Genomic DNA, 24,532 nt, shown 5'->3' with positions numbered 1-24,532 from the left:
GCGCTCGGCCCGCCCGCCTCAGCGGGCGGCGACCCGGTCGCGTCCGCCGCGCTTGGCCGCGTACAGGGCGGCGTCGGCGCGCGCCACCAGCTCCGCGGCGCTCTCGGCGCCGTCCCAGCGCGCCACCCCGGCCGAGGCGGTCTGCGGCGCGGGGGTGGCGCGGCGCAGGTCCTCCACGAGGTCCAGGGCGTCGGGCACGGCCGCGCCGGTCAGCAGCACCGCGAACTCCTCCCCGCCGTAGCGGGCGATCATCGCCGCGGGCGGCAGCAGGTCGCGCCAGGCGCCCGCCGCCGAGCGCAGCACGCGGTCGCCCGCGGCGTGACCGGCGGTGTCGTTGAGCCGCTTGAAGTGGTCCAGGTCCAGCAGCGCGACGGCCACCGGGCCGCCGCCGGCCAGCGCGCGCTGCAGGCAGGCGTCCCACGTGCGGCGGTTGGGCAGCCCGGTCAGCGCGTCGGTGCGCGCGACCTCGGCGAGCTGGCGGGCCTGCTCCTCGACCCTGCGCACGAGCTGGCGCACCCGGGCCAGGGTCAGCGCGGACAGCACGAGGGAGCCGGTGCCCACGACGGCCCAGTCGACGGGCAGCCCCGCCAGGCCCTGCCCCAGCAGGACCGCGGGCGCCAGGCACGCCGCGCCGCCGACCAGCAGCCAGCGCCACAGCGGCCAGCCGGTCGTCGTCTCGTCCGGGACGGCGGGCGCGAGGCGCGTCGAGGTCAGTGCCGCGGCCGCGAGGAGCGACAGGCACCACGAGAAGGGCAGCAACTGCCACGGACCGCCCAGCTCCGGGCCGAGGAGCACCACGGCGCCCGACAGGACGTCCCCGGCCAGCAGGCACGCGTAGGCGGCCGCGGCCAGCACCGACGGGACGCGGGCGGACCGTCCCGACAGCAGCCAGTGCAGCGCCAGGCCGAGCAGCAGCAGGTCGAAGAGCGGGTAGACGACGACGAGGACCGCGCCCGTGCCGGACAGCCCGGTCTGCGCCAGGGCCGGCCGGACGACGAGGGCACCGATGGCGACGGCGGCACCGGTCGCGGCGATGGCGGTGTCCAGCAGCGCTCCGGAGTCGAACCGTCGCCAGCTGAGGCGGGCGAGCGCGGTGAGGACCAGCGCGTTGCCGAGCACGAAGAGGACGTCGGCGGCGCTCCCCGACCACGCACCGCCCTGGTGCAGCGCGACGTGGAAGAGGACGTGGCCGGCCGTCACGCAGGCCAGGCCCAGGCCGTGCAGCACCCACGGCGGCCGGTGCGAGCGCGGGCGCCGCGGCAGGCCCGCTGCGACCGCGCCGACGGCCAGGACGCCGGGGGCCACGGCGGCGACGGCCTGCGGCACCGGTCCCGCTCCGGCGAGGACGACGGCCAGCGCACCCAGGGCCGTGAGCGCGGGCAGCGCGAAGCGCCACCACCCCGCCCCCGGACGCCTCACCCCGTGGTCGTCGGCCCCCGCGGGGCGCCCCTTGAGCACGGGTGAGCGCTTACCCGCCGCCCGGGCGCACTCCCCCACCGGTGACTCCGAAGGGTGGCTTGCCGGTCACGCACCGTGGGACGAGACTGCGTGCCGCCGAGCACCGACGCCGGCAGACCTCACCGTGGAGGCACCCGTGAACGAGCGCACGCGCACCACCGGTCCCACCCGCCGCACCACCCTGAGCCCCGTCCGACACCCCGCCCTCGCCCTGGCCGCGGTCGCCGCCCTGACCGCGGGGCTCGCCGCGGCACCCGCCGCGGGCGCCGCCACCGCGCCGCCGGGCGTGCGGGCGGCACCCGGTGCCGTGACGCTCTCCCCGCGCCCCGCCGTCCTGCCCGAGACGTGCCGCACCGCGACCCCGCCGGTCAGCCCCTGCGGGTACGGCACGATCGACGTCCGCGTCAGCGGCCTGGCCGCGACCGGGGACCGCGCCGGCGGCGGGATCGGCTTCGGCGGGGCCGCCGGCGTCACCCTGGAGGTGCGCTGCGGCACCTCGACCCGCTCGTCGTGGGTGCGCACCCAGGTCCCCGTCGGGCCGGTGTGGCCGCGCTCGGCCTCGACGATCGGCCCGGCCACCCGGGTGGACGCCGACACCGCCGTCCTGCGCGCCGGGTTCACGCTGCCCTCCGGCGGCGCGCTGGGCGCCTGCCGCTCCACCACCACCGTGGTCCGGGCCTGGTTCACCGGCGCCTCCGTCGTCCTGGACGGCCTGCCGCCGACGGCGTCCGGGGCGACGTCCACGACCGTGCGGGTCAGCGGGACGCCGCAGTTCCCCCGGGCCTGAGCCCGTCGCGCCCGCGCACCAGCAGGTGCAGCCCGCCCCGCGGCCGCAGCGTCACGAGCGACTCGACCGCGGGGCGCGGCCCCGGCGCGGGCGCCAGCGAGCGCGTGCGCAGCAGCTCGGCCAGCAGCAGCACCGACTCCACGAGCGCCAGGTCGCGGCCGATGCACAGCCGCGGCCCCGCCCCGAACGGCACGTAGCCCCGCTCGCGGCGGGCGGCGTCCAGGAAGCGCTCGGGCCGGAACTCCTCCGGCTCCTCCCACACCGCCGGGTGCCGGTGCAGCGCCCACGTGCAGACGATGACGAGCGTGCCCGCGGGCACCTCGACGCCCGCGACGACGTCGTCCTCCAGCGCCCGGCGGGTGATGACCCACGCCGGCGGGTACAGCCGCAGCGACTCCTCCAGCACCGCGCGCGTGTACCGCAGCGCGCGCAGGTCCTCCCAGCCCGGCGAGCGGCGCCCGCCGTCGAGGACCTCGTCCAGCTCGGCGTGCAGCCGCTCCTGCGCGCCCGGGTGGCGGGCCAGCAGGTCCAGCGTCCACGTCAGCGACGAGGCGACCGTCTCGTGGCCGGCGACGACGAAGGTGACCAGCTCGTCGCGCACCTCGGCGTCGCTGAGCCCGGCGCGCAGCATGAGGCCCACCACGTCCTCGCGCTCGTCGCCCTCCGCCGCGGCCGGGCGGGCCCTCCGGGCGGCGACGATCCGCGCGCAGACGGCGTCGACGCGCGCCGTCTCGCGCTCCAGCAGCCGCCGCGAGCGCGTGGGCCACGAGACCGGCACGGGGCTGGCGGCGCGGGCCACGAGCAGCTCCAGCGCCCGCCCGACGGCGTCGACGAGCTGCTGCGCCACCCCGGACAGGTCGGCGTCGGCCAGCGTGTGCCCGACGACCTCCAGGCTCGCGCGGGAGGTGGCGTCCAGGACCTCCAGCGGCGCCCCGCCCCGCGCGTCGGCCTCGGCGCCCAGCCGGGCGCCGGCCGCGACGGAGCGCTCGGCCACGTCGCTGAGCGCCCCGTGGTGGAACGCCGGCTGCACGGTGCGCCGGTGCCGCCGCCACGTCTCCCCGTCGCTGGCGAGCAGGCCCTGGCCGGTCACCGTGGCCAGCGCCGAGTACTGCGGGGTCGCCCGCCCGTAGCGGCGGTGGGCGTCGACGAGGACGTGCTTGACGCCCGCGGGGTCGTTGAGCAGCAGCACCGGCGTGCGCGGCAGCGGGAACGCGGCCAGGTCGCCGTAGCGGGCGGCCGTGGCGGTGAGGAAGTCCACCGGGCTGCGCCGGATCGCCGGGACCGCGCGGACCATGTCCCACGGCAGCGGGCCGTCGGCCGCCAGCGGCGTGTAGCGGGCGTTGCGACGGGCGCCCGACGCGGTGCCCGACGTGGTGCCCGAGGGCGTGCCCGACGGGGTGCCGGTGCGCCTCAGAGGTACAGCCCGGTCTGGCCGTCGTCCACGCGCGGGGCGGCGACGGCGTGCAGGTCGCGCTCGCGCAGCAGCACGTACCCCTTGCCGTGCAGCTCGACCTCGGCCTTGTCGTCGGGGTCGAACAGCACGCGGTCGCCGGTCTGCACCTGGCGCACGTGCGGGCCCACGGCCACGACGGTCGCCCAGGACAGGCGACGGCCCACGGCGGCCGTGGCGGGGATGACGATGCCGGCGGAGGACCTGCGCTCGGAGGCGTCGTCGGCCGAGACGAGCACCCGGTCGTGCAGCATCCGCACCGGCAGGCGGCTGGGGTCGGGCGCGCTGGTCACGCAGGGACCGTACAGGCGGGCCCCCGCGCGCGGCCCGGGCGGGTCCGCCCGCTCAGCGGCGCTTCTTCACGGCGCGGACGACGAGCACGACCCCCACGCCCACGACGACGGCGGCCACGGCGGCCACCCGCTCGGTGCGCAGCCCGCCGCGGCGGTCGGTGACGAACCCGAGGGCGGACGTCTGCGCCGAGGCCAGGCCCCGGCGGGCGATCTCGGAGGGCTGCAGGCGGTCGTGCAGCTCCTCGAGGGTGGCGGCCAGCCGGTCCCGGCGCACCTGGACCTCCCGCTCGAGCGCACGGGGGTCCGTGGTGGTGATCTCGACCTTGCCGTCGCTGCCCGCCACGGTGCCTCCTGCCGACCGGTGTGGTCCTCGTGCCTGGTTCCTGCTGCGTTCGTGCTGCGTTCCTGCTGCGCCTGGTGCTGCGGCCCGCGCACCGGCCCGGGGGGGCGGCGGGGCGACCCGACCGTACCGGAGGGGCGTGCCGCCGCACGCGCGGGCGGCCCCGCCGCGACTCCGTGTCGGCCACGCGTCGGCCCCGCGTCGGCCGCGTGTCGGCCCGGGAGCGGGTTCCCCGCCCGGTCGCGGTCCGGTCGCGGGCCGGGCCCCGGCGGCTACGGTGACGCCGTGACCGACCGCCCCGCAGGCCGGCTGACGCCCGGCGAGACCGCCCCCGACTTCACCCTCACCGCGCACGACGGCAGCACCGTGACGCTGTCGCAGCTGCGCGGCGACCACGTCGTCGTCTACTTCTACCCGGCGGCGATGACGCCGGGCTGCACGACGCAGGCGTGCGACTTCCGCGACTCCCTGGACGCGCTGGCGGCGTCCGGGTACCGGGTCCTGGGCGTCTCGCCCGACCCGGTCGCGAAGCTGGCCGAGTTCGCCGAGCGCGACGGCCTGACGTTCCCGCTGCTGTCCGACCCCGACCACGCGGTGCTCGAGGCGTGGGGGGCGTGGGGCGAGAAGACGATGTACGGGCGCACGTCCGTGGGCGTGGTGCGCTCGACGGTCGTCGTGGACCCGCAGGGCCTCGTGCAGCTGGCGCAGTACAACGTGCGCGCCACCGGCCACGTCGCCAAGCTGCGCCGCGACCTGGGCCTCGACGCCGCCTGACGCGCGGTCCGGGGAGCGCCCCGGACGCCGGTGCACCCGCCTCCTCCCGCCCGTCCCGGTTAGGCTGCCGGGGCGAGCGGGAGTGGTGTAACTGGCAGCCACGCAGGACTTAGGATCCTGTGCCTCCGGGCGTGCGGGTTCGAGTCCCGCCTCCCGCACTCGCGGTGCGCCCGCGCGGCGCTTCAGCCGCGCAGCAGGCGCCCGAGGTACCGGGCGATCTCGCGGGGCCCCGAGCGCGGCGCCGCGGCGTCCACGGCCGCGTTGTAGTTCGTGTTCGTGTTGACGTCGTAGGTGACCAGCCGGCCGTCGGCCGTCTCGATGAACTCCACCCCGGCGACCTCGACGCCCTGCTCGCGCAGGAACCGCGCGTGCTGCGCGAGCACCGGGTGCTCGAACCCCTCGCGCAGGCTGAACACGGTGTCGCCGGGTTCCTGCGGGACCGTCGCCCCCGGCGGCAGGACGGGCCGGCCGGTCACCGGGTCCAGCTCGCAGGCGTCGGCCGGGCACAGCTGGAAACCGCCCTTGGCGGTGTCGGCGCGCACGGCGTACAGGAACTCCCCGCCGACGAACTCCGCGCGGGTGATCGAGGCGTCGGCGGGTTCGACGTGCTCCTGCAGCAGCCACACGCCGTCCGCGGGCTCGTCGAGGTCGGCGAACCCGTCCTCGAACTCCTCGGCGGAGTCGAACCGCGCCACGCCCAGGCCCTTGCCGCCCTGGGAGTGCTTGGTGACGAACGGCCCGCCCAGCTCGCGCGCGAACGCGAGCGCCGCCGCGCGCAGCCGGTCGGTGCCGACGACGGCGACGGTGCGGGGCACGTCGATCCCGGCGGCGGCCAGCGCGGTCAGCTGCTGCACCTTGCTCAGCTCCAGCTCCAGCACGCGCCGGCCGTTGACGGTGCGCCGCCCCGCGGCCTCCAGCCACGACAGCACGGCGCGGGTGTGGGCGACGGAGGCGGTGTGCCCGCGGGTGTGCGCGGACGCCGACATCCGCGACCACCACACCCCCGGCTCCGGGGCCGCGGCCAGGTCCAGCTCGCCGCCGGTCAGGACGTGCTCGCGCAGCGGCACCCCCTCGGCCGCGAAGGCCTCGACGAACGGCGGCAGCCACTCGGGGTTCTCGTGCAGGACGTGGACGACGGGCTCCGGGCTCACCGCGCCATCATCCCCCGCCCGGCTCCAGCGCACCCGCCCGGTGCTCAGCGCACCCGCCCGGTGCTCAGCGCATCCTCTTGGTCCACACCCCCGACTGCCCGCGCACGGCGCGCGGCAGGGCGCGGCAGAACACCACCAGCGGCATCCCCACGGCCTGCCCGGCCAGCCGCAGCGGCGCGCTGGCCCGCCCGTGCAGGCGGTCACCGCGCGCGTAGGCGAGCACGGCCAGCGCGTGGCCGGCCAGGACGAGCTGGGAGGTGCGCCGCCGCGGCGCGGCGGCCGCGCCGGCCAGCAGCGCGACCTGGGCGGCCGGGCCGACGGTCGAGCGCCACACCTTGTGGGCGGCGAACCGGCGGAACTCCACCGGCCCGCTGGCGAACTGCGCGCGGTAGCGCCAGAACAGGCGCAGCTGCCCGGCCATGATGCGCACCCGGCGCTCCAGCTGGTCGCCGCGCGGGGCGGAGTCCTCCACGACGAGGCAGCGCGGCTCGACACCGACGGCGTACCCGCGCGAGGCGACGTCGAAGGCCAGCCACAGGTCGTCGTTGGCGGTCCCGGCGGGGATGGGCCGGAACACCGGCCGGCGGAACGCGACGGCCTCGCCGACCAGCGCCAGCGACCCGCCGCGCGCGGCCTCGGTCGTCTTGATCCAGTTCTCGTAGCGCCAGTACAGGCCCTCGTCGGCGGCGCCGCGCTCGCGGCGCAGGCCGGAGACGAGGTCGTACCGGGCGGCGCAGGTGTTCAGCAGGGCCCGCAGGCCGTCCTGGTCGAGGGTGGCGTTGGCGTCGACCACGACGACGTACGGCGCCTTCGTGCCGTCCACGCCGCGGTTGACGGCGGCGGCCTTGCCGGCGCGCCGCTCGGCGTAGTCGACCCGGAACCCGTGCGCCAGGCACAGGTCGCGGGTGCGCTCGTCCTCGTCGACGACGACGGTGACGCAGGACAGCGGCACGCGGCAGGTCTCGACGAGGGTGCGCAGGGTCTCGAGGATCACGCCGGCCTCGCCGTGGGCGGGGACGAGGACGTCGACGTCCTCCCACGTCCAGCCGTGCTCGGCGACGGGCCCCTCGGCGGTCGCGGCGATCGCGGCGCGCTGCGCGCGCGGCGGCCGGTGCGCCAGCAGCCACGCCGGGTAGGCGACGTGGCCGGCGAACGCGGCGACGACGAGCGCGGGCAGCGCGGTGCGGGTGGTGCTCACGGTCTCCCCCAGACCCCCGGGTTCGCGGCGGCCCGGGACCCGGGCACCGTAACGGTGCGGAAGGACTGCGCTGCAACGATTTCACCGCCGTCCCCCGACCGGCGGACCTCGCCCGGCACGTTCTCGACGCATCGTCAGGAGGCCGTCACGGCCCGTCGACGGAACTCCGTCGCGGTTCGTGAGGAACCGCGCACGGGCGGTTCCGGGGGCGGCGTCCGGGGTTTCCGCGCGGCGTGGCGGGACGACTACGCCGGGTTCTCCGCCACCCCCGGACGGGGGTTCCCGGTCCCCGGCAGCAGGACGTCGAGCCAGCCGTCGACGAGGACGTCGAACCACGCCGCGCGGTCGCCGACGACGTTGGTGAGCGCGCCGTCCAGCTCCAGCACCACGGCGCCGGTCACCTGCTGCCAGGCGGCCAGCCCGTGCGCGGCCAGCGCCACGAGCGCGTCCTCGCCCTCGACCGGCCCGGCGCCGGCGGGCAGCAGCCCGAAGACCGGCTGGGCCGCGAGCGCGCGCAGGTCCGCGCGCAGGGCGGCGGGGGTCGCGGCCGGCAGGGGGCGGACGGCGGCGGGGTCGACGACGCCGGCGGCCACGGCCTCGCGCAGCAGGCGGCCCATCACCGCGGGCGCCCGGCCCGCGGGGCGCACCGTCTCCGCCGGCGCGGCGTACCCGGGCACGGGGCTGCCGTGGACGAGGGCGAACTCGTGCGGGTGCGCCAGCGCCCACGCGCGCGTCGCCCGGCACACCGCCCGCCAGCGGCCCGCGGCGTCCCCGGACGCGCAGGCGGCGTCGGCGCGCTCGGCGGCCTCGCCCAGGGCGTCGTACGCCTCGACGATGAGGTGGGTCAGCAGCTCGTCGCGGGTGGCGACGTAGCGGTAGACGGCTGAGGAGACCATGCCCAGCTCGCGGGCGACGGCTCGCAGCGACAGTCCGGCGGCGCCGACCTCGGCGAGCTGGCGGCGGCCGGCCCCGACGATGCGGCGCACGACGTCCTCGCGGGCGCGGGCGCGGGCCTCGGCGGCGGCGGAAGGGCTCATAGCGCCATCCTCGCACGGACGAGAGCGCCGCTCACCACTGAGAGCACTGCTCTTGACAGTCGACCCGCGACGCGTGAACACTGCTCTCGTCCGAGAGCACTGCTCACATCCAGGAGCCCGCCATGTCCTCCCAGTCCTCCCAACCCGTCCAGCCCACCCCCGCCCGCCACGTCGTCGCCGGTGCCGGTCCCGTCGGCACCCGCCTGGCCCTCGCGCTGGCCGGCCGCGGCGACGAGGTCGTCCTCGTCAGCCGCTCCGGCCGCGGCCCCGACCACGAGCGCGTGCGCCGCCTGGCCCTCGACGTCGCCGCCGACCACCGCTCCGGCGCCGGCGCCCTCGCCGCCGCCGTGCGCGGGGCCGCCACCCTCGTCAACGCCGTCAACCCCGCCTACCACCGGTGGCCGCAGGAGTGGCCCGGTCTCACCGCGGCCTTCCTCGACGCCGCCGAGGCCGGTGGCGCCCGCTACGTCGCCTTCTCCAACCTCTACGGCTACGGACCCCGCACCGCGCCGATGACCGAGGACGCCCCCCTGGCCGCCGCCCCCGGCACCAAGGGCGCCGTGCGGGCGCGCACCTGGCTCGACGCCCTGGCCCGCCACGAGGCCGGGCGCCTGCGCGCCAGCGAGGTGCGCGCCTCCGACTACTTCGGCGGCGGACCCGGGGCCAACAGCCACCTCGACCTGGAGGTCGTGCCGCGCGCCGCGCGCGGGCGCGTCCCGTTCGCGCTGCTCGGCGACCCCGCCGCCCCGCACGCCTGGACGTTCCTGCCCGACGCCGTCACGACCCTGCTCGCCGTCGTGGACGACGAGCGCGCCGACGGGCGGGCCTGGCTCGTACCGTCCCCCGCGCGCTCGATGCACCAGGTGGCCGCCGACGTCGCCCGCCTGCGCGGGGTGCGGCCGCACCGGGTGCGCGTGGCCCCCCGCCTCCTGCTGCGCGCCGCCGCGCGCGTGTCCGCGAGCGCGGCCGCGATGGAGGCCGAGCGCTGGCAGTTCGCCGCGCCCTTCCTCGTCGACGCCACCCGCACCGAGCAGGTCCTCGGCGTGCGCGCCACGCCCTGGGAGGACGCCCTGCGCGCCGACCTGGAGCTGCTGGGGCTGCCCGCGCGGGCGCCGCGCGCGGTGCCCGTGGGCTGAGCGCGCGGGGCCGACCGGCCCCGCAGTCTTCAGGCGCCGGGCAGCGGCGCCACGACGACCGGCGTGGTCGTCGGCTGCTCCGAGCCGCCGGCCGGCTCGACCGAGATGCCCACCCCGCCCGCGCCCGCCAGGTCGGCGACGAACCGGACGCCCCCCTCGGCGTCGCCGGGCAGCATCGTCCCCGCGGAGCGCAGGGCGTCGCCCTCGACCAGCCACAGCTGGTACTCCCGGCCCGCCCCGACGTCCGGCATCCCCGCGGCCAGCACCGCCGCCGACGTGCCGTCGGTGACCACGGTGGCCGTGCCGCCGCCGGTGGCCGCGACCGTGACGACCCGCGCGGCGGGGCTGCCCAGCAGGTCGGCGACCCGCCGCGCCTGCTCGGCGTCGCGCCGCTCGGCGGCCGCCACGGCCCGCGCGTCGGCGGCGTCGCGGCGCGCGTCGACCGCGGTGGCCACGCCCGCGACGGCCACCGCGACGCTCGCGGCCACGGCCACCAGCGGCCCGGTCGCCCAGCCCCGGCGGCGGCGCGAGCGCTCGCGCAGGTCCACGACCGGCGCGGGGTCCTCCTGCTCGCCGGCCGCCGCGGGCGCGGCGGGGACGGGGGACGCGGCGGGGAGTTCGTCCCCGGGCCGCTCCTGCGGCGTGCGGGCCACCTCGGCCAGCAGCCGCTCGCGCAGCCCCGGCGGCGGGGGCACGTCACCGGCCAGCCGCGAGGCCGTCGCGCGCAGCGCGTCCGCCTCCCGGCGCACGGCCGGCGAGGTGCGCAGGTGCTCCTCCACGGCAGCGCGCTCGTCCTCGTCCACGGCGTCCAGCGCCCAGGCCGCCAGGTCCTCCTCCGGCAGCCCGCCCCCGCGCCCGTCCCCGCGCCCGTCGCCCGCGCTCACGCCCGCACCCCCAGCGCGTCGCGCAGCCGGAACAGCGCCTCGCGCAGCCGGCTCTTGACGGTGCCCAGCGGCAGGTCCAGCCGCTCGGCCACCTCCCGCTGCGTGCAGCCGCCGAAGTAGGCCAGGTCCACGGCCTCGCGCTGCACCGGCGACAGGGCGGCCAGCGCCCGGCGGACCTCGTCGTGCTCGAGGAGCACCTCGACCTCCTCGCTCACGCTGTCGTAGGGGTCCGGCTCGCGCCGGGCGGCGCGGTCGTCGCGGGCGGCGCCCGCCTGCGCCGAGCGCACGCGGTCCACGGCCCGGCGGTGGGCCACGGTGACGGCCCACGCGCGCGCCGAGCCGCGGGCCGCGTCGAAGCGGGCGGCGGTGCGCCACACCTCCAGGAACACCTCCTGCACCACCTCCTCCGACTGCGCCGGGTCGCGCAGGACCCGCAGGACGGTGCCGTGGACGGCGGCGGCCGTGGCGTCGTAGAAGCGCGCGAACGCCTCCTGGTCGCCGCCGGCGGCCGCGACGAGGTCGTCCTCGGGCGAGCCGCCCGGCGGGACCTCGGGACGGGGTGCGGTCACCAGGCCCACCCTGTCACCCCCCTCCCGGCGGCCCGGCTCAGCCCACGCTCACGGTGACGGTGTGCCAGCCGCTGGCGCCGTCGGGCACCGGGGCGGCGCGCTCCTGCGTCTGCACCTCGCCGGTGCCGTCGGTGGCGCGCACCGCCAGCCGGTGGCTGCCCGCCTCGGCCGCGTCCCAGTCGAAGACCCACTGGCACCACGTGTCGTCGGAGACGGACGGGACGATCCGCGCCTCGCGCCACGGCTCGTCGTCGACGCGCACCTCCACGCGCTCGATCCCGCGGTCCTGAGCCCAGGCGACGCCCGCGACGGTCACCGGGCCCGCCTCCAGCCGGGCGAAGGAGCGCGGCACGTCGATGCGCGAGGCCGTCTTCACCGGCCCGCGCTCCGCCCAGCCGCGCTCGGTCCAGTAGGCGGTGCGGTCGGCGAAGCGCGTGACCTCCAGGTCGACGACCCACTTGCACGCCGACACGTACCCGTACAGGCCGGAGACGACCATCCGCACCGGGAAGCCGTGCTCGCGCGGCAGGGGCTCGCCGTTCATCCCGACGGCCAGCAGGGCGTCGCGGCCGTCGACGACGTCGGCCAGCGGCGCGCCCAGGGTGAACCCGTCGACGCTCGTGGCCAGCAGCATGTCGGCGCCCTCGCGGGGGCGCACCCGGGCCAGCAGGTCGGCCAGCGGGTACCCCAGCCAGCGCGCGTTGCCGGCCAGGTCGCCGCCGACCTCGTTGCTGACGCACGTCATGGTGATCCAGCGCTCGGTCAGGGGCAGGGCGAGCAGCTCGTCGAAGCCGATCTCCAGCTCCTCCTCGACCATCCCGTGCACGCGCAGCCGCCAGGTCTCGGCCGGGACGTCGGGGACCACCAGGGCGGTGTCGATCCGGTAGAAGTCCGCGTTCGGGGTGACGTAGGGGGTCAGGTCCCCGCCGAGGGGGTCCACCCCCGGCGGCAGCGGCGCCGCCGGCGAGGCCGGGGACGGCAGGACGACGGCGGCGCGCGAGGCCTCGGCGCTGCGCCGGCCGGAGACCAGCCGCCCGGCGCCCGCGGCGACCAGCCCGCCGGCGGCGAACCCCCCGACCAGCAGCGCCCGCCGGCCCGCGGGCGCGGGCCGCCCGACGCGCGGCACGAGGCCGACCAGCGCCAGCGCCCCGGCCACCGCCCCCAGGGCGGACGGCAGCGGGGTCAGCGGCCCGGCGTCGGGACGGGTCAGCGCCGCGAGCACCCCCACGGCCCCCAGGGCGGCGACCACCGCGACCCCGGCGGCCGGGCGGCGGCGGGCCAGCAGCCCGGCCACCGCGGCCAGCACGGCCACGAGCGCGCCGACCGTGGCGAGCAGCACGGCCTTGTCGGCCGTGCCGAACCAGGCGATGGCCAGGTCCTTCAGCCACGGCGGCACGAGGTCGACGACCGCGTCGCCCACGACGACGAGGGGGGCGGCCGACGGCGACGTCAGCGCCGCCGCCAGCTGCCCCACCCCCAGCGTGAGGACGGCCGACGCGATCCCGGCCAGGGCCGCCCAGCCCCGTCCGGCGCGGGACGCCGCGCGTCCCGCGCTCCCCTCCACCTCCGGCGCCGGGCCGCTCACCGGACCACGCTCGTCTGTCCTCACACCCCGTCTTCGGAGCCGGCGGCCCCGCGGACGACTCCGTCCGGGTGGTGCTCGTCACGACGCCCGTCCGGCCCGCCCAGCACCCGCGCGACGTGCGGGGCCAGCAGGGCGAAGGCGCGGCCGCGGTGGCTGACGGCGTTCTTCTCGGCCGCCGAGAACTGCGCGAGGGTGCGCTCGTCGCCCTCGGGCACGAAGGCGGGGTCGTAGCCGAACCCGCCCGAGCCGGCGGGCGCGTCCGCGAGCCGGCCGCGCAGCTCGCCCAGCTCCACGTGCTCGCCCGCCGCACCCCCGCCGGGCGCGGCCAGCGCTGCCGCGCACACGAACGCGGCGCCGCGGTGCGCCGCGGGCACGTCGGCCACCTGCGCCAGCAGCAGCGCCAGGTTGGCGGCGTCGTCGCCGTGCCGGCCGGCCCAGCGGGCGGAGAAGATGCCCGGCGCGCCGCCGAGGACGTCCACGGCGATGCCGGAGTCGTCGGCCACCGCGACCAGGCCGGTGGCCGCCGCGACGGCGCGCGCCTTGAGCAGCGCGTTCTCGGCGAAGGTGACGCCCGTCTCGGCGACCTCGGGCACGTCGGCGCCGGTCTCCTCGATGCCCAGGACCTCCACGCCGGGCAGCAGGGGGGCCAGCACGGCGCGCAGCTCGCCGACCTTGTGGGCGTTGCGGGTGGCCAGCACCACCCGGCCCGCGCCGCTCACGCGCCCGCCCCGGGCAGCAGGGGGGCCGGCACGGCACGCAGCTCGCCGCTCACGCGCCCGCCCCGGGCAGGGGCGCGGCCAGCGCCTCCTCCTGCAACCGCGCCAGCTGCGCGCAGCCGCCGACGGCGAGGTCGAGCAGGGCGTCCAGCTCGGCGCGGTCGAAGGGCACGCCCTCGGCGGTGCCCTGCACCTCGACGAACCGCCCGTCGCCGGTGACGACGACGTTCATGTCGGTGCCGGCGCGCACGTCCTCCTCGTAGGGCAGGTCCAGGACGGGACGGCCGCCGACGACGCCGACGCTGACCGCGCTGACGGACCCGGTCAGCGGCTGCCTGGACGGGCGCACCAGTCCGCGCCCCTTCGCCCAGGCCACCGCGTCGGCGAGGGCCACGTACGCACCGGTCACCGCGGCGGTGCGGGTGCCGCCGTCGGCCTGCAGCACGTCGCAGTCCAGGACGACGGTGTTCTCCCCCAGCGCCCGCGTGTCGACGACGGCGCGCAGGCTGCGGCCGATGAGGCGGCTGATCTCGTGGGTGCGCCCGCCGATGCGGCCCTTGACGGACTCGCGGTCGCCGCGGGTGTCGGTGGCGCGCGGCAGCATCGCGTACTCGGCGGTCACCCAGCCCTGCCCGGAGCCCTTGCGCCAGCGGGGCACGCCCTCGGTGAAGGAGGCCGCGCACAGGACGCGGGTGCGGCCGAACTCGACGAGGACGCTGCCCTCGGCGTGGTCGAGCCAGCCGCGGGTGATGCGCACGGGGCGCAGCTCGTCGGGGGCGCGCCCGTCGGCCCGGGGTGCGGACGCGGGGCCGGGCTGCGGCTCGGGCGCGGCAGTCGTGCTGGAGGTCGTCACGCGCCCAGCCTGCCACCCGCGGGCCGGGCGCCGGCGGCCGCCCGCGACCGCCCAACCCCACCGACCGGGCACCCTGAGCGACCAGTGAGCGACGTTGCGTCGCAACGGCATCACCCGGGCGGCGCACGCTGCGCCGATCGGGTCACGCTGAGGTCACGAGGGGCGATATCGAGCGCCAACCGCCCCGGGGCGGGGCACGATGAGCCCATGTCGCGCACCACCCGGCAGCTGGTCCCCGGGGACCGGGTCCGCACCAGCACCGCCGACCACGAGGGCGTCGTCCTGCGGCCGCTGCGCCTGCCCGGCGCCACTCGCCACCGGCTCGTCGAGCGCCAGGTCGCCGCCGTCACCGCGGTCGGGCCCGCGCTGCCCGGTCTGCGCCGCCTCGTCGTGGAGTTCACCGACGGCGCCGTCTCCCAGCCCGTCTCCCCGCGCGCCACCTGGCCGCTGGCCCCGGCGCGCGTCATCGACCTGACCGCCCTGGAGCGCGACGGCGAGCGGGACGCCCGGCGGCCCGCGCCCCTGGCCGTCGTCGGCGAGGACGCCGCCGCTACAGCACGCCGAGGTGCAGCGGCCCGGTCTCCTCGACCGAGACGACCTGCGGCCCGAGGAAGCGCTGCGCGAGCCCGGTGAACAGGCCCTTGTCGCCCGTCGAGGTGAACCGGTGCCGCGGCGCCGGGCGCTCGTCCGGGCGCAGCATCCCGCGCGCCGACAGCACCCGGTAGACGTCCGAGGCGGTCTCCTCCGCGCTGGAGACCAGCGTCACCCCGTCGCCCACGACGCTGCGCAGGACCGCCTGCAGCAGCGGGTAGTGCGTGCAGCCCAGCACGAGGGTGTCCACGCCCGCCGCGATGACGGGTTCCAGGTACTCCTCCGCCGCCGACAGCAGCTCCGGCCCGCTGGTGACGCCGCGCTCGACGAACTCCACGAACCGCGGGCAGGCCGCCGTCGTCAGCGTCAGGTCCGGCGCGGCCGCGAAGGCGTCCTCGTAGGCGCGCGAGGAGATCGTCGCCCGGGTGCCGATCACCCCGACGCGGCCGTTGCGGGTGGCCCGCACGGCCCGGCGCACGGCCGGCTGGATGACCTCCACCACCGGCACGTCGTAGCGCTCGCGCGCGTCGCGCAGCATCGCGGCCGAGGCGGAGTTGCAGGCGATGACGAGCATCTTCACGCCCGACTCCACCAGCACGTCCAGCACGTCCAGCGCGTAGCGGCGCACCTCGGCGATCGGCTTGGGCCCGTAGGGGCTGTGCGCGGTGTCGCCGATGTAGTGGACCGGCTCGTGCGGCAACTGGTCCAGCACGGCCCGCGCGACGGTCAGCCCGCCGACGCCGGAGTCGAAGATGCCGATGGGTGCGTCGTCCACGACGGGACACAGTAGGACAGCGCTGCGGGTCCCGGCCGTGGGTCAGCGGGCGGGTCGGCACGGGCGCGCCGGCGCCCGGCGCGTCAGCCCAGCGAGCGGACCAGCGTCTCCTGCAGGTGGGTGGCGAAGTCGTACACCGCCCACGCGTAGCGCTCCGGGTCCTCCTCGGCCAGCGCGTCGAACGGGTCCTCGTCCGGGTCGTCGCTGACGCCCAGCCGGGTGCCCAGCGCCAGGCGGATGTCGTTGAGGGCCGCCAGCCAGGTGCGCGCGCCGTCGGCGTCCAGCTTCACCCGCCCGCCCTGCCCGGCCACGGGCTCCAGCGTGGCCAGCAGACCCCGCGCGGCGCGGGCCTTGCGCTCGCGCAGCCCCGCCTCGGTCAGGCGGCGGAACTCCGCCGCGGCCTGCGGGTCGTCCTCGCCGTAGGCGTCGGGCAGCAGCCGGCGCAGGACCTCGTCCTCCGGCGGGACCGCGGGCGAGGCGCCCTCGTGGTCGCCGAAGGACGGCAGGTCGGCCAGGCCCAGCTCCTCGGCCAGCGGGTCCACGGCGCGCTGCGCCGGCTCGCCCGGCGCGCCGAGCAGCTCGAGGACCTCGCGGGCCAGCGAGGCCAGCACGTCGGCCTCGACCGGGCGCAGGTCGAGGGTCAGGAGGCCGTCGCGGGAACGGCGGAAGGTGGCCACGGGGTGCTGGGCTCCTCAGTCGTCCTTCTGCAGGGTCGCCCACAGGCCGTAGCCGTGCATGGCCTCCACGTCGCGCTCCATCTGCTCGCGCGTGCCCGAGGACACGACCGCGCGGCCGCGCTGGTGCACGTCGAGCATGAGCGCGTCCGCCTTCTGCTCCGAGTACCCGAAGTGGGTGCGGAAGACGTAGGAGACGTAGGACATGAGGTTGACCGGGTCGTTCCAGACGATCGTGACCCACGGCGGCGAGACCTCCTGCGAGAGGTCCGTCTCCGGTCGCTCCAGCTCCACGGGAGCGGTCAGGACGGTCGCCGGCACGCGGCCAGTGTACGGAGGGCGCGCGGGCCCCCGGTCCGCCCGGACGGCGGGCGCGGGCGGGTGCGCGCCCCGCCCGCTAGGTTCGGCCGGGTGAGCACGAGCACCGCGCTGCTGACCGACCGCTACGAGCTGACGATGCTGCAGGCCGCCCTGGCCGACGGCACCGCGCAGCGCCGGTGCGTCTTCGAGGTCTTCGCCCGCCGGCTGCCGGAGGGCCGCCGCTACGGCGTCGTGGCCGGCACCGCCCGCGTGCTCGACGCCCTGGAGCGCTTCCGCTTCAGCGAGGAGGACCTCGCGCCGTTCACCGGCGCCCTGGACGAGCGCACCCTGGACTTCCTGCGCTCCTACCGCTTCGGCGGCGACGTCGACGGCTACCCCGAGGGCGAGCTGTTCTTCCCCGGCTCCCCCGTGCTCACCGTGACCGGCACCTTCGCCGAGGCCGTCGTCCTGGAGACCGTGGTCCTGTCGATCCTCAACCACGACTGCGCCATCGCCTCGGCGGCCGCGCGCATGGTCACCGCCGCCCGCGAACGCCCCCTGGTGGAGATGGGCTCGCGGCGCACCCACGAGGGGGCGGCCGTGGCCGCGGCCCGCGCCGCCTACCTGGCCGGCTTCGCCAGCACCTCCAACCTGCGCGCCGGCGCCGAGCACGGCATCCCCACCTCCGGCACCGCCGCGCACGCCTTCACGCTGCTGCACGACAGCGAGGAGGACGCCTTCCGCGCGCAGGTGCGGGCGCTGGGCACCGGCACCACGCTGCTGGTCGACACCTACGACATCACCCGCGGCATCGAGACGGCCGTGCGGGTGGCCGGCCCGCGGCTGGGCGCGGTGCGCATCGACTCCGGCGACCTGGCGGTGCTGGCCGTGCAGGCGCGCGCGCAGCTGGACTCCCTGGGTGCCACGAGCACGGGGGTCGTCCTGTCCGGGGACCTGGACGAGTACGCGCTGGCGGCGCTGGCCGCCGCGCCCGTGGACCGCTACGGCGTGGGCACCTCGCTGGTGACCGGCTCCGGGGCGCCCACGGCCGGGATGGTCTACAAGCTCGTCGAGGTCGAGGGCCGGCCCGTCGCCAAGCGCTCGACGTCCAAGACGACGCAGGGCGGGCGCAAGGTCGCCGTGCGCCGGCACCGCCCCACCGGCACCGCCACCGAGGAGGTCCTGGGCACCGGCCGGGCCCCCGAGCCGGAGGACGGCGACCGCGTCCTGCAGGTGCCGCTGGTGCGCGCCGGCCGGGTCGTGGAGGACCTGCCGACGCTGGAGGAGTCCCGCGAGCACCTGCGCCGCGCCCTGGTGACGCTGCCCTGGGACGGCCTCGCGCTGTCCAGGGGGGAGCCGGCCGTGCCCACCACCGTCCTGCCCGCCTGAGCGACCCGCACCCGCCCGACCCGATCCCGGAGGGACGACCGTGACCCGCTGCCTCGTCGTCGTCGACGTCCAGAACGACTTCTGCCCCGGCGGCGCCCTCGGCGTGGCCGGCGGGGACGAGGTGGCCGCCGCGACCAGCCAGCTGCTGGCGCGCGGCGGCATCAGCTTCGACCACGTCGTCGCCACCCAGGACTTCCACGTCGACCCGGGCGACCACTTCTCCGACACCCCGGACTTCGTGGACTCCTGGCCGCCGCACTGCCGCGCCGGCAGCCGGGGCGCCCTCCTGCACGACGCGCTGGACACCTCGCGCGTGGAGGCGGTCTTCCGCAAGGGCCAGTACGCCGCGGCCTACTCCGGCTTCGAGGGCCACACCTCCACCGTCACCGCCGAGGGCGGCGAGCTGGCGACCGGGCTGGCGGACTGGCTGCGCGAGCGGGGCGTGGACGAGGTGCACGTGGTGGGCATCGCCACCGACCACTGCGTGCGGGCCACCGCCCTGGACGCGGTGCGCGAGGGCTTCCGCACGACCGTCCTGCTGGGGCTGACGGCGGGCATCTCGCGCCCGACCGTGGACGCGGCCCTGGAGCAGATGCGCGCCGCGGGCGTCGTCCTCGTCGGCGACCCGGTCGTCGCCGACGCCCAGCCCGACGCCGAGCCCGGGCCCGACGCCGGCTGAGCGGCCCGGCGGCTCAGCGCCGCCGGGCGCGCACCACCACGGTCCCGCCGACCTTGTCGTGCAGGCCCTGGCGGCGCTTGTCCCACACCGGCCACAGCGAGTCCAGCATCCACCAGGCCAGGCCGAAGACGCTCAGCAGCTGGCTGGGCAGGTCGCGGGTGGCCCAGCGGGCGATCGAGGGCCACCAGCCGGGCAGGCCCGCGCCGTCCCAGCGGCGCACCCGCACGCCCATCAGCAGCTTGCCGGGCGTGGCGCCGAAGAAGCGCAGGAACAGCACGGTGTAGACGGCGCTGATCGCCAGCAGCGCCCAGGTGATCGTCGAGACGGCGTTGACGACGTTGGGGTTCACGAGCACGTCGGTGGACGGCTGGACGCCGCCCGTGGTGGCCGCGTCCAGGCTCTCCTGCCAGAAGCCGCCGGCGGCCGCGAAGACCCGCTCCAGCTGCGACTGCACGGCGACGGCCGTCACGGTGTAGACGAGGACGCCGTCGACGATCCTGGCCAGCAGGCGGGCGCCGAGCCCGGCCAGCGGCTCGCCGTCGGGCGTCGCGACGGCCCGCGCCGTGGCGAGGCCGCCCTGCTGCCCGTACTGGCCGTACTGCGCGGGCTGGCCGTGCTGGCCGGGCTGTCCCTGCTGCTCGTGCGGCGGCTCCTGGAGCCACGACGGCTCGCCGGAGCGCTGCGCGTCCCCCCACGACGAGCCCGGCCGCTGCGGGCCCGCGGGCGCCTGCCAGTCACCGGAGCCGCCGGCGCCGGTGTCCTGCCCGCCGGCCTGCGCGCCGGGCTCGGGGTGCGTGTGCTGCGTCCAGGCGGACCCGTCCCACCACCGCAGCTGCCCGGGGGTGGAGGGGTCGGCGTACCAGCCGGCGGGGGCGTTCACGCTGGCCTCGCGCGCCGGGCGGGCGCCGCCGGGACGGTCAGGGGGTCGCGCAGTCGTGCCACGCCCGGTGAACGGGCGCCCGGCGCGGGGGGTTCCACCCGGAGGCGCCCACCGGCGGTGGCCCTCAGCTGAAGCGGCGGACGATCTCGGAGTTGCGGTCGGCCAGCAGCCGGCGCAGCGTGCGCCGCACGTACAGCGCGTCGGCGAGGCGGCCCAGCGCGCCCGCGGGCGAGCGCCACACCATCCGGTCCGTCATGATCGTCATGCCCGGGCCCTCGGTCTCGAACAGGTGCTCGTGCCGGAAGGCGGCGAAGGCGCCGTCCACCATCTCGTCGACGAAGCGGCCCGGCCGCTCCAGCTCGACGATGCGCGAGGTGTGCGCGACGGGCACGACGCCCAGCAGCCGCAGCCGCCAGCGCACCTGCTCGCCCAGCCCGATGCGCCCGCTGGTGCGCCCGGCGCCCTCGACGGCGCGCACCCGGAAGCGCCGGCCCGCGACGCGCTCGACGTCGAGGTCGAGGGCGACGTCGAAGACCTCCTCGACGGGGGCGCGGACCATGGTGCGCTGGACGAGCTCGGGCACCGCTCGAACCTAGCCCAGAGCGGCCTCAGACGAGGCTGAGCAGGTGGTCGCGCCGCCGGCGCAGCACGTCGACGCCGGCGGAGGCCGACGGCGGGCCGGGCACCGCCGCCCGCACCTTCGCGTAGACGCTGGCGTGCGGCAGCTGCCGGCCGGCGGCGACGCGGCCGACGAGGCCGTGGATCTCCTTGCGCAGCAGCGCCGCGGTGTGCCACACCGCCTCGTCCGGCTCCTCCGGCGCGGGCCCGGGCGCTGCGGCGCCGTCCTCCTCGTCCGCGGCGCGAGGGGCGGCGGTGCGCTTGCGGATCTCCGCGTCGCGCTGGGCGAGCAGGGCGGCCGTCTGCTCCGGGGACAGCAGCCCGGGCAGGCCGAGGAAGTCCTCCTCGTCCTCGCTCAGCGGCCCGGCGGGCCCGGCGCCGCCGGCGGTCACCGCGCGCCCGCCGTGCAGGACGTGGGCGAACTCGGCCTGCGCCTCCAGCGCCTCGTACTCCCCCGCCGCGCCGGGCTCGCGCTCCGGCGGCGGCAGCGGGTCCAGCTCGCCCGGGTCGAGGGCCTCGCCGGACGGCGGCGGGGCGACGACGTGGTCGCGGTCGCTCTCCAGCTCGGCGGCCAGCGCCAGCAGCGGCCGCACGGCGGGCAGGAAGACGGTGGCGGACTCCCCGCGGCGGCGGGCGCGCACGACGCGCCCGACGGCCTGGGCGAAGAACAGCGGCGTGCGGTACGAGGTCATCCACGCCAGGCAGGCGGCGCGGGGCACGTCGACGCCCTCGGAGACCATCCGCACGCACACCGCGAACCGCTGGTCGCCCTCGGCGAAGTCGGTGATCTTCTGCGACGCCTTGGGGTCGTCGGACAGGATCAGCACGGGCTTCTCCCCCGTGACCCGCTGCACGATCTTCGCGTAGGCGCGGGCGTCGTCCTGGTCGGAGGCCAGCACGAGGCCGCCGGCGTCGTGCATGCCGTGCTCGCGCAGGTGGTTCAGCCGCTCGTCCATGGCGGCGACGACGTGCGGCACCCAGTCCCCGCGCGGGTCCAGCGCGGTGCGCCAGGCCAGCGCCTCCACCGACTTGGTCGTCGCGTCGGTCAGGGAGGCGGCCACGACCTCCCCGGCGCTGTTGCGCCAGCGCGAGGTGCCCGTGTACGCGGCGAAGACGACGGGGCGCACGACGCCGTCGGCCAGCGCCTCGCGGTAGCCGTAGGTGTAGTCGGCGACGCTGCGCAGGCCGCCCTCGGCGTCGGGGGCGTCGTCCTCGACGTAGCGGACGAAGGGGATGCGCTCGTCGGCCTTGGTGCGGAACGGCGTCCCGGTCAGCGACAGGCGGCGGCGGGCGTCGTCGAAGGCCTCCAGGACGGCGTCGCCCCACGACAGCCCGTCGCCGGCGTGGTGGATCTCGTCCATGATCACCAGGGACTTCTTCGCCGTCGAGCGGGCCCGGTGCAGCATCGGGTGCCCGGCGACCTGCGCGTACGTGGTGACGTAGCCGCGCACGTCGGGGCGCACGGGGCCCACGGCGTTGCTCATCGTGGGGTCCAGCTCGATGCCGGCGCGGTGGGCGGCCTCGGCCCACTGGGTGCGCAGGTGGTCGGTGGGGGCCACGACGACGACGCGGTCCACGCGCCGGGAGTCCAGCAGCCGGCGCGCCAGCGCCAGCGCGAACGTCGTCTTGCCGGCGCCGGGGGTCGCGGTGACGAGGAAGTCGCGCGGGTCCTCGCGGCCGGGGTCGAAGTAGCGCTCCAGGGCGGCGTTCTGCCAGGCGCGCAGCGGACGGGCCGCGGGCGCGCCGGGCGCGTCCACGACCGGGCCCGCCGTGGTGCCGGCCAGCGCCAGCGCGGGGTGCGACTGCGGGTCCGCCGGCAGGTCGCGGGCGGTGCCTGCGGTGCCGGTGGCGCGGGGGGCGGGGCTGGTCGTGCTCACGGTGCTCCGACGGTAGTCGACCCGGGCGCCGGTGCCTGCGCACCCGGTGCCCGTCCGCGCGCCCCCGTGGCGGCGGACAGCAGGGCGACGAGCAGCAGACCGGCGAACATGCCGGCGAACAGGGGCGCGTCACCGCCGCGCCCGGCGCTGCCGACGGCGGCGTAGACGGAGCCGACGACGGCGATGCCCAGGACGCCGCCGAGGTTGTCGGACAGCTGCAGCGCCGAGGAGGCCAGGCCGCGCTCGGCGGGCGCGGCCATCCGCAGCGTCAGGACGCTGGTGGTGGCCATGCCCACCCCCATGCCGCAGCCGGCCAGCGCCCACACGCCGACGACGAGCCAGCCGCTGGCCCCGGACAGGACGAGCGCGACGAGGCAGCCGATCGCGCCGGCCACGACGAGGCCGCCGACGACGAGGAGGCGGTGGCGCGGCCAGCCCGACAGCGAGCGGCCCTGCAGCGTGGACCCGGTGAACCAGCCGATCGCCCCGCCGGTCAGGGCGAGCCCGGCCTGGGCGGGGTCCATGCCGCGCTCGGTGACCAGGAACAGCGGGACGAAGGACTCGGTGCCGAAGAAGGCCGCCGTGTACAGGCCGCGGACGGCGATGACGCTGGGCAGCCCGCGCGCGGCGCGCAGCGTGCCGCGCGGCAGCAGCCCGGGCAGGGCGACGGCCACGAGGGCGGCACCGGCGACGGTGAGGACCACGGCGGGCGCCCCGCCGCCGGACAGGTCCTCGGCGCCGACCTGCAGGGCACCGGCGCCGGCGGCCAGGAGGGTGCCGCGCAGGGCCCGCCCGCGCGTGGTGGGGTCCAGGACGCCGGTGCCGCCGGTGGGCACGCGCGGCAGGATGACGAGCGCCACGAGCGCGGCCAGCGGCACGACGCCGCCGAAGACGGCCCGCCAGGACAGGTGCTGGGCCACCGCCCCGGCCACGGCCGGACCGAGGACCGCCGGCAGCACCCAGGCGGCCGCCATGAACCCGAACATCCGCGGGCGCACCGCGTCGGGGTAGGCGGCGCCGACGACGACGTACAGGCTGACGACGACCAGCCCGCCACCGCCCCCGGCCAGCAGCCGCCCGGCCAGCAGCAGGGGGAACGTGGGCGCCAGCGCGCACAGCAGCTGCCCGGCGGCGAACAGGGCGGCGCCGGCGGCCAGCGGGGCGCGCGGGCCGCGGGCGTCGGCCCAGGGCCCCGCGACGACGTTGCCGAGCAGGGAGGCGGTGAGGAAGGAGGAGAAGGCCAGCCCGTACGCGCGCACCCCGTCCAGGGCCTCGGCCGCCACGGGCATGGCCGTGGCCACGGCCATGTTCTCGAAGGCGACCAGGGTGATGAACGCGACGATCGAGATCGTCGTCGCGCGGTGCGCGCGCGAGAGCGGCCCGGGGGCGGGTCCCTCCCCCGCCGGTGCGGGGGAGCTCATCAGCGGCCGGAGTCGTCCCCGCCGCCGCCCTGCAGACCCTCGTAGATCTCCTTGCAGGTGGGGCACACCGGGAAGCGCTTGGGGTCGCGCCCGGGCACCCACACCTTCCCGCACAGGGCGATCACGGGGTCCCCGGACAGCGCCGAGGCCATGATCTTGTCCTTCTGCACGTAGTGCGCGAAGCGCTCGTGGTCGCCGGGCTCGGCGCGCTCCTCGACCCGCTCCTCGCGGTCCAGGACGGCGGTGCGCTGCGGCGTCGACGACGGCGACTCGAGGGGCTGGGGGCTGGTCGGGTCGTCCGTCGGCGAGCTCATGGCGAGCATGCTACGTCGAGGCCGCCGAGCCGGTCCCGGGGCGCGGCGGGGCGGGCGGGTCGGTCGGGGACCGTCAGTTGAGGGCGGGGTCGGCGGGGAAGCTGGCGACCAGGGCCAGGTCGCCGCCCTGGCGGCGCAGCACGTCGGCCCACAGCCGCTGGGGGGCGTCGCTGAAGGCGTCGCGCGCCTCGGCGGGCAGGACGAACCAGGCGCCCTCGGCGATCTCGGCCTCGAGCTGGGCGGCGCTCCAGCCCGCGTAGCCGGCGAAGATGCGCAGGCCCGCCAGCTCGGGGACGACGGCCTCGGGCGGGGTGTCCAGGTCGACGAGCCCGACGGAGCCGAGCCCCACGGAGCCGAAGACGCGGCGCACGCCGACGGGGTCGGGGCGGTCGCCGGGGACGGCGACGAGGCCGAGCGCGGAGTCCAGCGCGACGGGGCCGCCCTGGAACAGCTTGCCGGGGCTGGTGGTGAAGGGCTGCCAGCTGGGCAGGACGACGTCGACGTCGACGTCGAGGGGGCGGTTGACCACGACGCCCAGCGCGCCGTCGTCGTCGTGGTTGAGCAGGAGCACGACGGTGCGGTGGAAGTCGGGGTCGGTGAGGGAGGGGGTGGCCAGCAGCAGCTTCCCCGTCAGCCCGGCCTCGCGGTGCGCTCGGTCCACCCGGTCATCCTCCCGCGCGGCGGCCGCCGCGCACCACCGAGCCGCCGGTCCGTGGCGGAAAGACAATCCTTCACATTTCGGAAGGGGATGGGCTCCCCCCGGGCGCAGTCGCTGCTCGTCCC

At 77.9% G+C, this 24,532-nt stretch carries 27 protein-coding genes and 1 tRNA gene; 7 read left to right on the top strand and 21 right to left on the bottom strand.

What is annotated here, in order from left to right:
- Positions 1 to 18: 18 nt before the first annotated feature.
- Entirely contained in the window at positions 19 to 1,419 is a 1,401-nt protein-coding gene (locus AB8M62_RS14415) for a diguanylate cyclase (protein WP_369069988.1), read from the bottom strand.
- Between the two features lie 175 nt (positions 1,420 to 1,594).
- On the opposite strand from AB8M62_RS14415, the gene AB8M62_RS14410 reads away from it, so the two are divergent.
- Positions 1,595 to 2,245 carry a hypothetical protein gene (locus AB8M62_RS14410; protein ID WP_369069987.1) on the top strand — a complete coding sequence of 217 codons (651 nt, stop codon included), beginning with the start codon at positions 1,595 to 1,597 and terminating at the stop codon, positions 2,243 to 2,245.
- Here AB8M62_RS14410 and AB8M62_RS14405 read toward each other — a convergent pair.
- The 3 genes from AB8M62_RS14405 to AB8M62_RS14395 all read right to left on the bottom strand — a co-directional run bounded on the left by AB8M62_RS14405 (position 2,214) and on the right by AB8M62_RS14395 (position 4,331).
- Entirely contained in the window at positions 2,214 to 3,551 is a 1,338-nt protein-coding gene (locus tag AB8M62_RS14405) for a cytochrome P450 (RefSeq protein WP_369070031.1), read from the bottom strand. The genes AB8M62_RS14410 and AB8M62_RS14405 overlap by 32 nt on opposite strands.
- A gap of 104 nt (positions 3,552 to 3,655) precedes the next feature.
- On the bottom strand, positions 3,656 to 3,949 hold the full coding sequence (locus AB8M62_RS14400; protein WP_369052584.1) for a GroES family chaperonin: 294 nt from the start codon (positions 3,947 to 3,949) through the stop codon (positions 3,656 to 3,658).
- Positions 3,950 to 4,040: 91 nt separating this feature from the next.
- The gene (locus AB8M62_RS14395; protein WP_369052535.1) at positions 4,041 to 4,331 is read right to left on the bottom strand and encodes a DUF3618 domain-containing protein; all 291 of its coding nucleotides are present in this window, start codon (positions 4,329 to 4,331) and stop codon (positions 4,041 to 4,043) included.
- A 282-nt stretch (positions 4,332 to 4,613) separates the two neighbouring features.
- Here AB8M62_RS14395 and bcp point away from each other — a divergent pair, with 282 nt between their 5' ends.
- Together bcp and AB8M62_RS14385 are read left to right on the top strand one after the other, a co-directional pair.
- Positions 4,614 to 5,102 carry a thioredoxin-dependent thiol peroxidase gene (gene bcp, locus AB8M62_RS14390; RefSeq protein WP_369052536.1) on the top strand — a complete coding sequence of 163 codons (489 nt, stop codon included), beginning with the start codon at positions 4,614 to 4,616 and terminating at the stop codon, positions 5,100 to 5,102.
- A 76-nt stretch (positions 5,103 to 5,178) separates the two neighbouring features.
- Positions 5,179 to 5,260: transfer RNA gene (locus tag AB8M62_RS14385), tRNA-Leu, on the top strand.
- A 24-nt stretch (positions 5,261 to 5,284) separates the two neighbouring features.
- Here the strand turns inward: AB8M62_RS14385 and AB8M62_RS14380 are convergent.
- The 3 genes from AB8M62_RS14380 to AB8M62_RS14370 all read right to left on the bottom strand — a co-directional run bounded on the left by AB8M62_RS14380 (position 5,285) and on the right by AB8M62_RS14370 (position 8,488).
- Positions 5,285 to 6,253 carry an ATP-grasp domain-containing protein gene (locus tag AB8M62_RS14380; protein ID WP_369052537.1) on the bottom strand — a complete coding sequence of 323 codons (969 nt, stop codon included), beginning with the start codon at positions 6,251 to 6,253 and terminating at the stop codon, positions 5,285 to 5,287.
- 64 nt (positions 6,254 to 6,317) lie between these two features.
- Entirely contained in the window at positions 6,318 to 7,451 is a 1,134-nt protein-coding gene (locus AB8M62_RS14375; RefSeq protein WP_369052538.1) for a glycosyltransferase, read from the bottom strand.
- Between the two features lie 245 nt (positions 7,452 to 7,696).
- On the bottom strand, positions 7,697 to 8,488 hold the full coding sequence (locus tag AB8M62_RS14370) for a TetR/AcrR family transcriptional regulator (protein ID WP_369052539.1): 792 nt from the start codon (positions 8,486 to 8,488) through the stop codon (positions 7,697 to 7,699).
- A 122-nt stretch (positions 8,489 to 8,610) separates the two neighbouring features.
- Here AB8M62_RS14370 and AB8M62_RS14365 point away from each other — a divergent pair, with 122 nt between their 5' ends.
- The gene (locus tag AB8M62_RS14365) at positions 8,611 to 9,624 is read left to right on the top strand and encodes an NAD-dependent epimerase/dehydratase family protein (protein WP_369052540.1); all 1,014 of its coding nucleotides are present in this window, start codon (positions 8,611 to 8,613) and stop codon (positions 9,622 to 9,624) included.
- Between the two features lie 29 nt (positions 9,625 to 9,653).
- Here AB8M62_RS14365 and AB8M62_RS14360 read toward each other — a convergent pair whose 3' ends face one another.
- The 5 genes from AB8M62_RS14360 to rph all read right to left on the bottom strand — a co-directional run bounded on the left by AB8M62_RS14360 (position 9,654) and on the right by rph (position 14,231).
- Positions 9,654 to 10,508: an anti-sigma factor gene (locus AB8M62_RS14360; RefSeq protein ID WP_369052541.1), complete on the bottom strand. Its 855-nt coding sequence runs from the start codon at positions 10,506 to 10,508 to the stop codon at positions 9,654 to 9,656.
- Entirely contained in the window at positions 10,505 to 11,077 is a 573-nt protein-coding gene (gene sigK / locus AB8M62_RS14355; protein WP_369052542.1) for an ECF RNA polymerase sigma factor SigK, read from the bottom strand. Before sigK ends, AB8M62_RS14360 begins: the two co-directional genes overlap by 4 nt.
- 37 nt (positions 11,078 to 11,114) lie before the next feature.
- Complete coding sequence (locus AB8M62_RS14350) at positions 11,115 to 12,587, bottom strand: molybdopterin-dependent oxidoreductase (RefSeq protein WP_438822174.1); 1,473 nt, start codon at positions 12,585 to 12,587, stop codon at positions 11,115 to 11,117.
- Between the two features lie 95 nt (positions 12,588 to 12,682).
- Positions 12,683 to 13,381 (bottom strand): RdgB/HAM1 family non-canonical purine NTP pyrophosphatase, encoded by a 699-nt coding sequence (rdgB, locus tag AB8M62_RS14345; protein ID WP_369052543.1) that lies wholly within the window; start codon positions 13,379 to 13,381, stop codon positions 12,683 to 12,685.
- A 49-nt stretch (positions 13,382 to 13,430) separates the two neighbouring features.
- Entirely contained in the window at positions 13,431 to 14,231 is an 801-nt protein-coding gene (gene rph, locus AB8M62_RS14340) for a ribonuclease PH (protein WP_369052544.1), read from the bottom strand.
- Positions 14,232 to 14,438: 207 nt separating this feature from the next.
- On the opposite strand from rph, the gene AB8M62_RS14335 reads away from it, so the two are divergent.
- The gene (locus AB8M62_RS14335) at positions 14,439 to 14,864 is read left to right on the top strand and encodes a hypothetical protein (RefSeq protein WP_369052545.1); all 426 of its coding nucleotides are present in this window, start codon (positions 14,439 to 14,441) and stop codon (positions 14,862 to 14,864) included.
- On the opposite strand, the gene murI is transcribed toward AB8M62_RS14335, so the two are convergent.
- The 3 genes from murI to clpS all read right to left on the bottom strand — a co-directional run bounded on the left by murI (position 14,782) and on the right by clpS (position 16,592).
- On the bottom strand, positions 14,782 to 15,597 hold the full coding sequence (gene murI, locus AB8M62_RS14330) for a glutamate racemase (RefSeq protein WP_369052546.1): 816 nt from the start codon (positions 15,595 to 15,597) through the stop codon (positions 14,782 to 14,784). The two genes, AB8M62_RS14335 and murI, sit on opposite strands and share 83 nt — an antisense overlap.
- 83 nt (positions 15,598 to 15,680) lie before the next feature.
- Complete coding sequence (locus AB8M62_RS14325) at positions 15,681 to 16,274, bottom strand: DUF2017 domain-containing protein (RefSeq protein ID WP_369052547.1); 594 nt, start codon at positions 16,272 to 16,274, stop codon at positions 15,681 to 15,683.
- A gap of 15 nt (positions 16,275 to 16,289) precedes the next feature.
- Positions 16,290 to 16,592 (bottom strand): ATP-dependent Clp protease adapter ClpS, encoded by a 303-nt coding sequence (clpS, locus tag AB8M62_RS14320; RefSeq protein ID WP_369052548.1) that lies wholly within the window; start codon positions 16,590 to 16,592, stop codon positions 16,290 to 16,292.
- 90 nt (positions 16,593 to 16,682) lie between these two features.
- Here clpS and AB8M62_RS14315 point away from each other — a divergent pair, with 90 nt between their 5' ends.
- Together AB8M62_RS14315 and AB8M62_RS14310 are read left to right on the top strand one after the other, a co-directional pair.
- Entirely contained in the window at positions 16,683 to 17,960 is a 1,278-nt protein-coding gene (locus tag AB8M62_RS14315; protein WP_369052549.1) for a nicotinate phosphoribosyltransferase, read from the top strand.
- A 40-nt stretch (positions 17,961 to 18,000) separates the two neighbouring features.
- The gene (locus AB8M62_RS14310; protein ID WP_369052550.1) at positions 18,001 to 18,639 is read left to right on the top strand and encodes a nicotinamidase; all 639 of its coding nucleotides are present in this window, start codon (positions 18,001 to 18,003) and stop codon (positions 18,637 to 18,639) included.
- A gap of 13 nt (positions 18,640 to 18,652) precedes the next feature.
- Here the strand turns inward: AB8M62_RS14310 and AB8M62_RS14305 are convergent, their stop codons facing one another.
- The 6 genes from AB8M62_RS14305 to AB8M62_RS14280 all read right to left on the bottom strand — a co-directional run bounded on the left by AB8M62_RS14305 (position 18,653) and on the right by AB8M62_RS14280 (position 24,410).
- Positions 18,653 to 19,519 (bottom strand): RDD family protein, encoded by an 867-nt coding sequence (locus tag AB8M62_RS14305; RefSeq protein ID WP_369052551.1) that lies wholly within the window; start codon positions 19,517 to 19,519, stop codon positions 18,653 to 18,655.
- Between the two features lie 124 nt (positions 19,520 to 19,643).
- Entirely contained in the window at positions 19,644 to 20,102 is a 459-nt protein-coding gene (locus tag AB8M62_RS14300; protein ID WP_369052552.1) for an SRPBCC family protein, read from the bottom strand.
- Positions 20,103 to 20,127: 25 nt separating this feature from the next.
- Positions 20,128 to 21,894 (bottom strand): DEAD/DEAH box helicase family protein, encoded by a 1,767-nt coding sequence (locus AB8M62_RS14295; RefSeq protein ID WP_373694955.1) that lies wholly within the window; start codon positions 21,892 to 21,894, stop codon positions 20,128 to 20,130.
- 116 nt (positions 21,895 to 22,010) lie between these two features.
- Positions 22,011 to 23,435 (bottom strand): MFS transporter, encoded by a 1,425-nt coding sequence (locus AB8M62_RS14290; RefSeq protein WP_369052555.1) that lies wholly within the window; start codon positions 23,433 to 23,435, stop codon positions 22,011 to 22,013.
- The gene (locus tag AB8M62_RS14285; protein ID WP_369052557.1) at positions 23,435 to 23,749 is read right to left on the bottom strand and encodes a DUF3039 domain-containing protein; all 315 of its coding nucleotides are present in this window, start codon (positions 23,747 to 23,749) and stop codon (positions 23,435 to 23,437) included. Before AB8M62_RS14285 ends, AB8M62_RS14290 begins: the two co-directional genes overlap by 1 nt.
- A 73-nt stretch (positions 23,750 to 23,822) precedes the next feature.
- Positions 23,823 to 24,410: a YqgE/AlgH family protein gene (locus AB8M62_RS14280; protein WP_369052558.1), complete on the bottom strand. Its 588-nt coding sequence runs from the start codon at positions 24,408 to 24,410 to the stop codon at positions 23,823 to 23,825.
- Positions 24,411 to 24,532 lie beyond the last annotated feature (122 nt).

Source organism: Kineococcus terrestris (assembly GCF_041020755.1).
Classification (GTDB): Bacteria; Actinomycetota; Actinomycetes; order Actinomycetales; family Kineococcaceae; genus Kineococcus; species Kineococcus terrestris.
Note: the sequence above shows the minus strand (reverse complement) of the source record. Positions and strands in the feature narration are given on the sequence as shown.

Bases quoted from the DNA above. Each gene is read 5' to 3' on its own strand.
- AB8M62_RS14370 (WP_369052539.1), bottom strand. From the start codon at position 8,488: ATGAGCCCTTCCGCCGCCGCCGAGGCCCGCGCCCGCGCCCGCGAGGAC.
- AB8M62_RS14285 (WP_369052557.1), bottom strand. From the start codon at position 23,749: ATGAGCTCGCCGACGGACGACCCGACCAGCCCCCAGCCCCTCGAGTCG.
- AB8M62_RS14400 (WP_369052584.1), bottom strand. From the start codon at position 3,949: ATGCTGCACGACCGGGTGCTCGTCTCGGCCGACGACGCCTCCGAGCGC.
- AB8M62_RS14290 (WP_369052555.1), bottom strand. From the start codon at position 23,435: ATGAGCTCCCCCGCACCGGCGGGGGAGGGACCCGCCCCCGGGCCGCTC.
- AB8M62_RS14335 (WP_369052545.1), top strand. From the start codon at position 14,439: ATGTCGCGCACCACCCGGCAGCTGGTCCCCGGGGACCGGGTCCGCACC.
- AB8M62_RS14365 (WP_369052540.1), top strand. From the start codon at position 8,611: ATGTCCTCCCAGTCCTCCCAACCCGTCCAGCCCACCCCCGCCCGCCAC.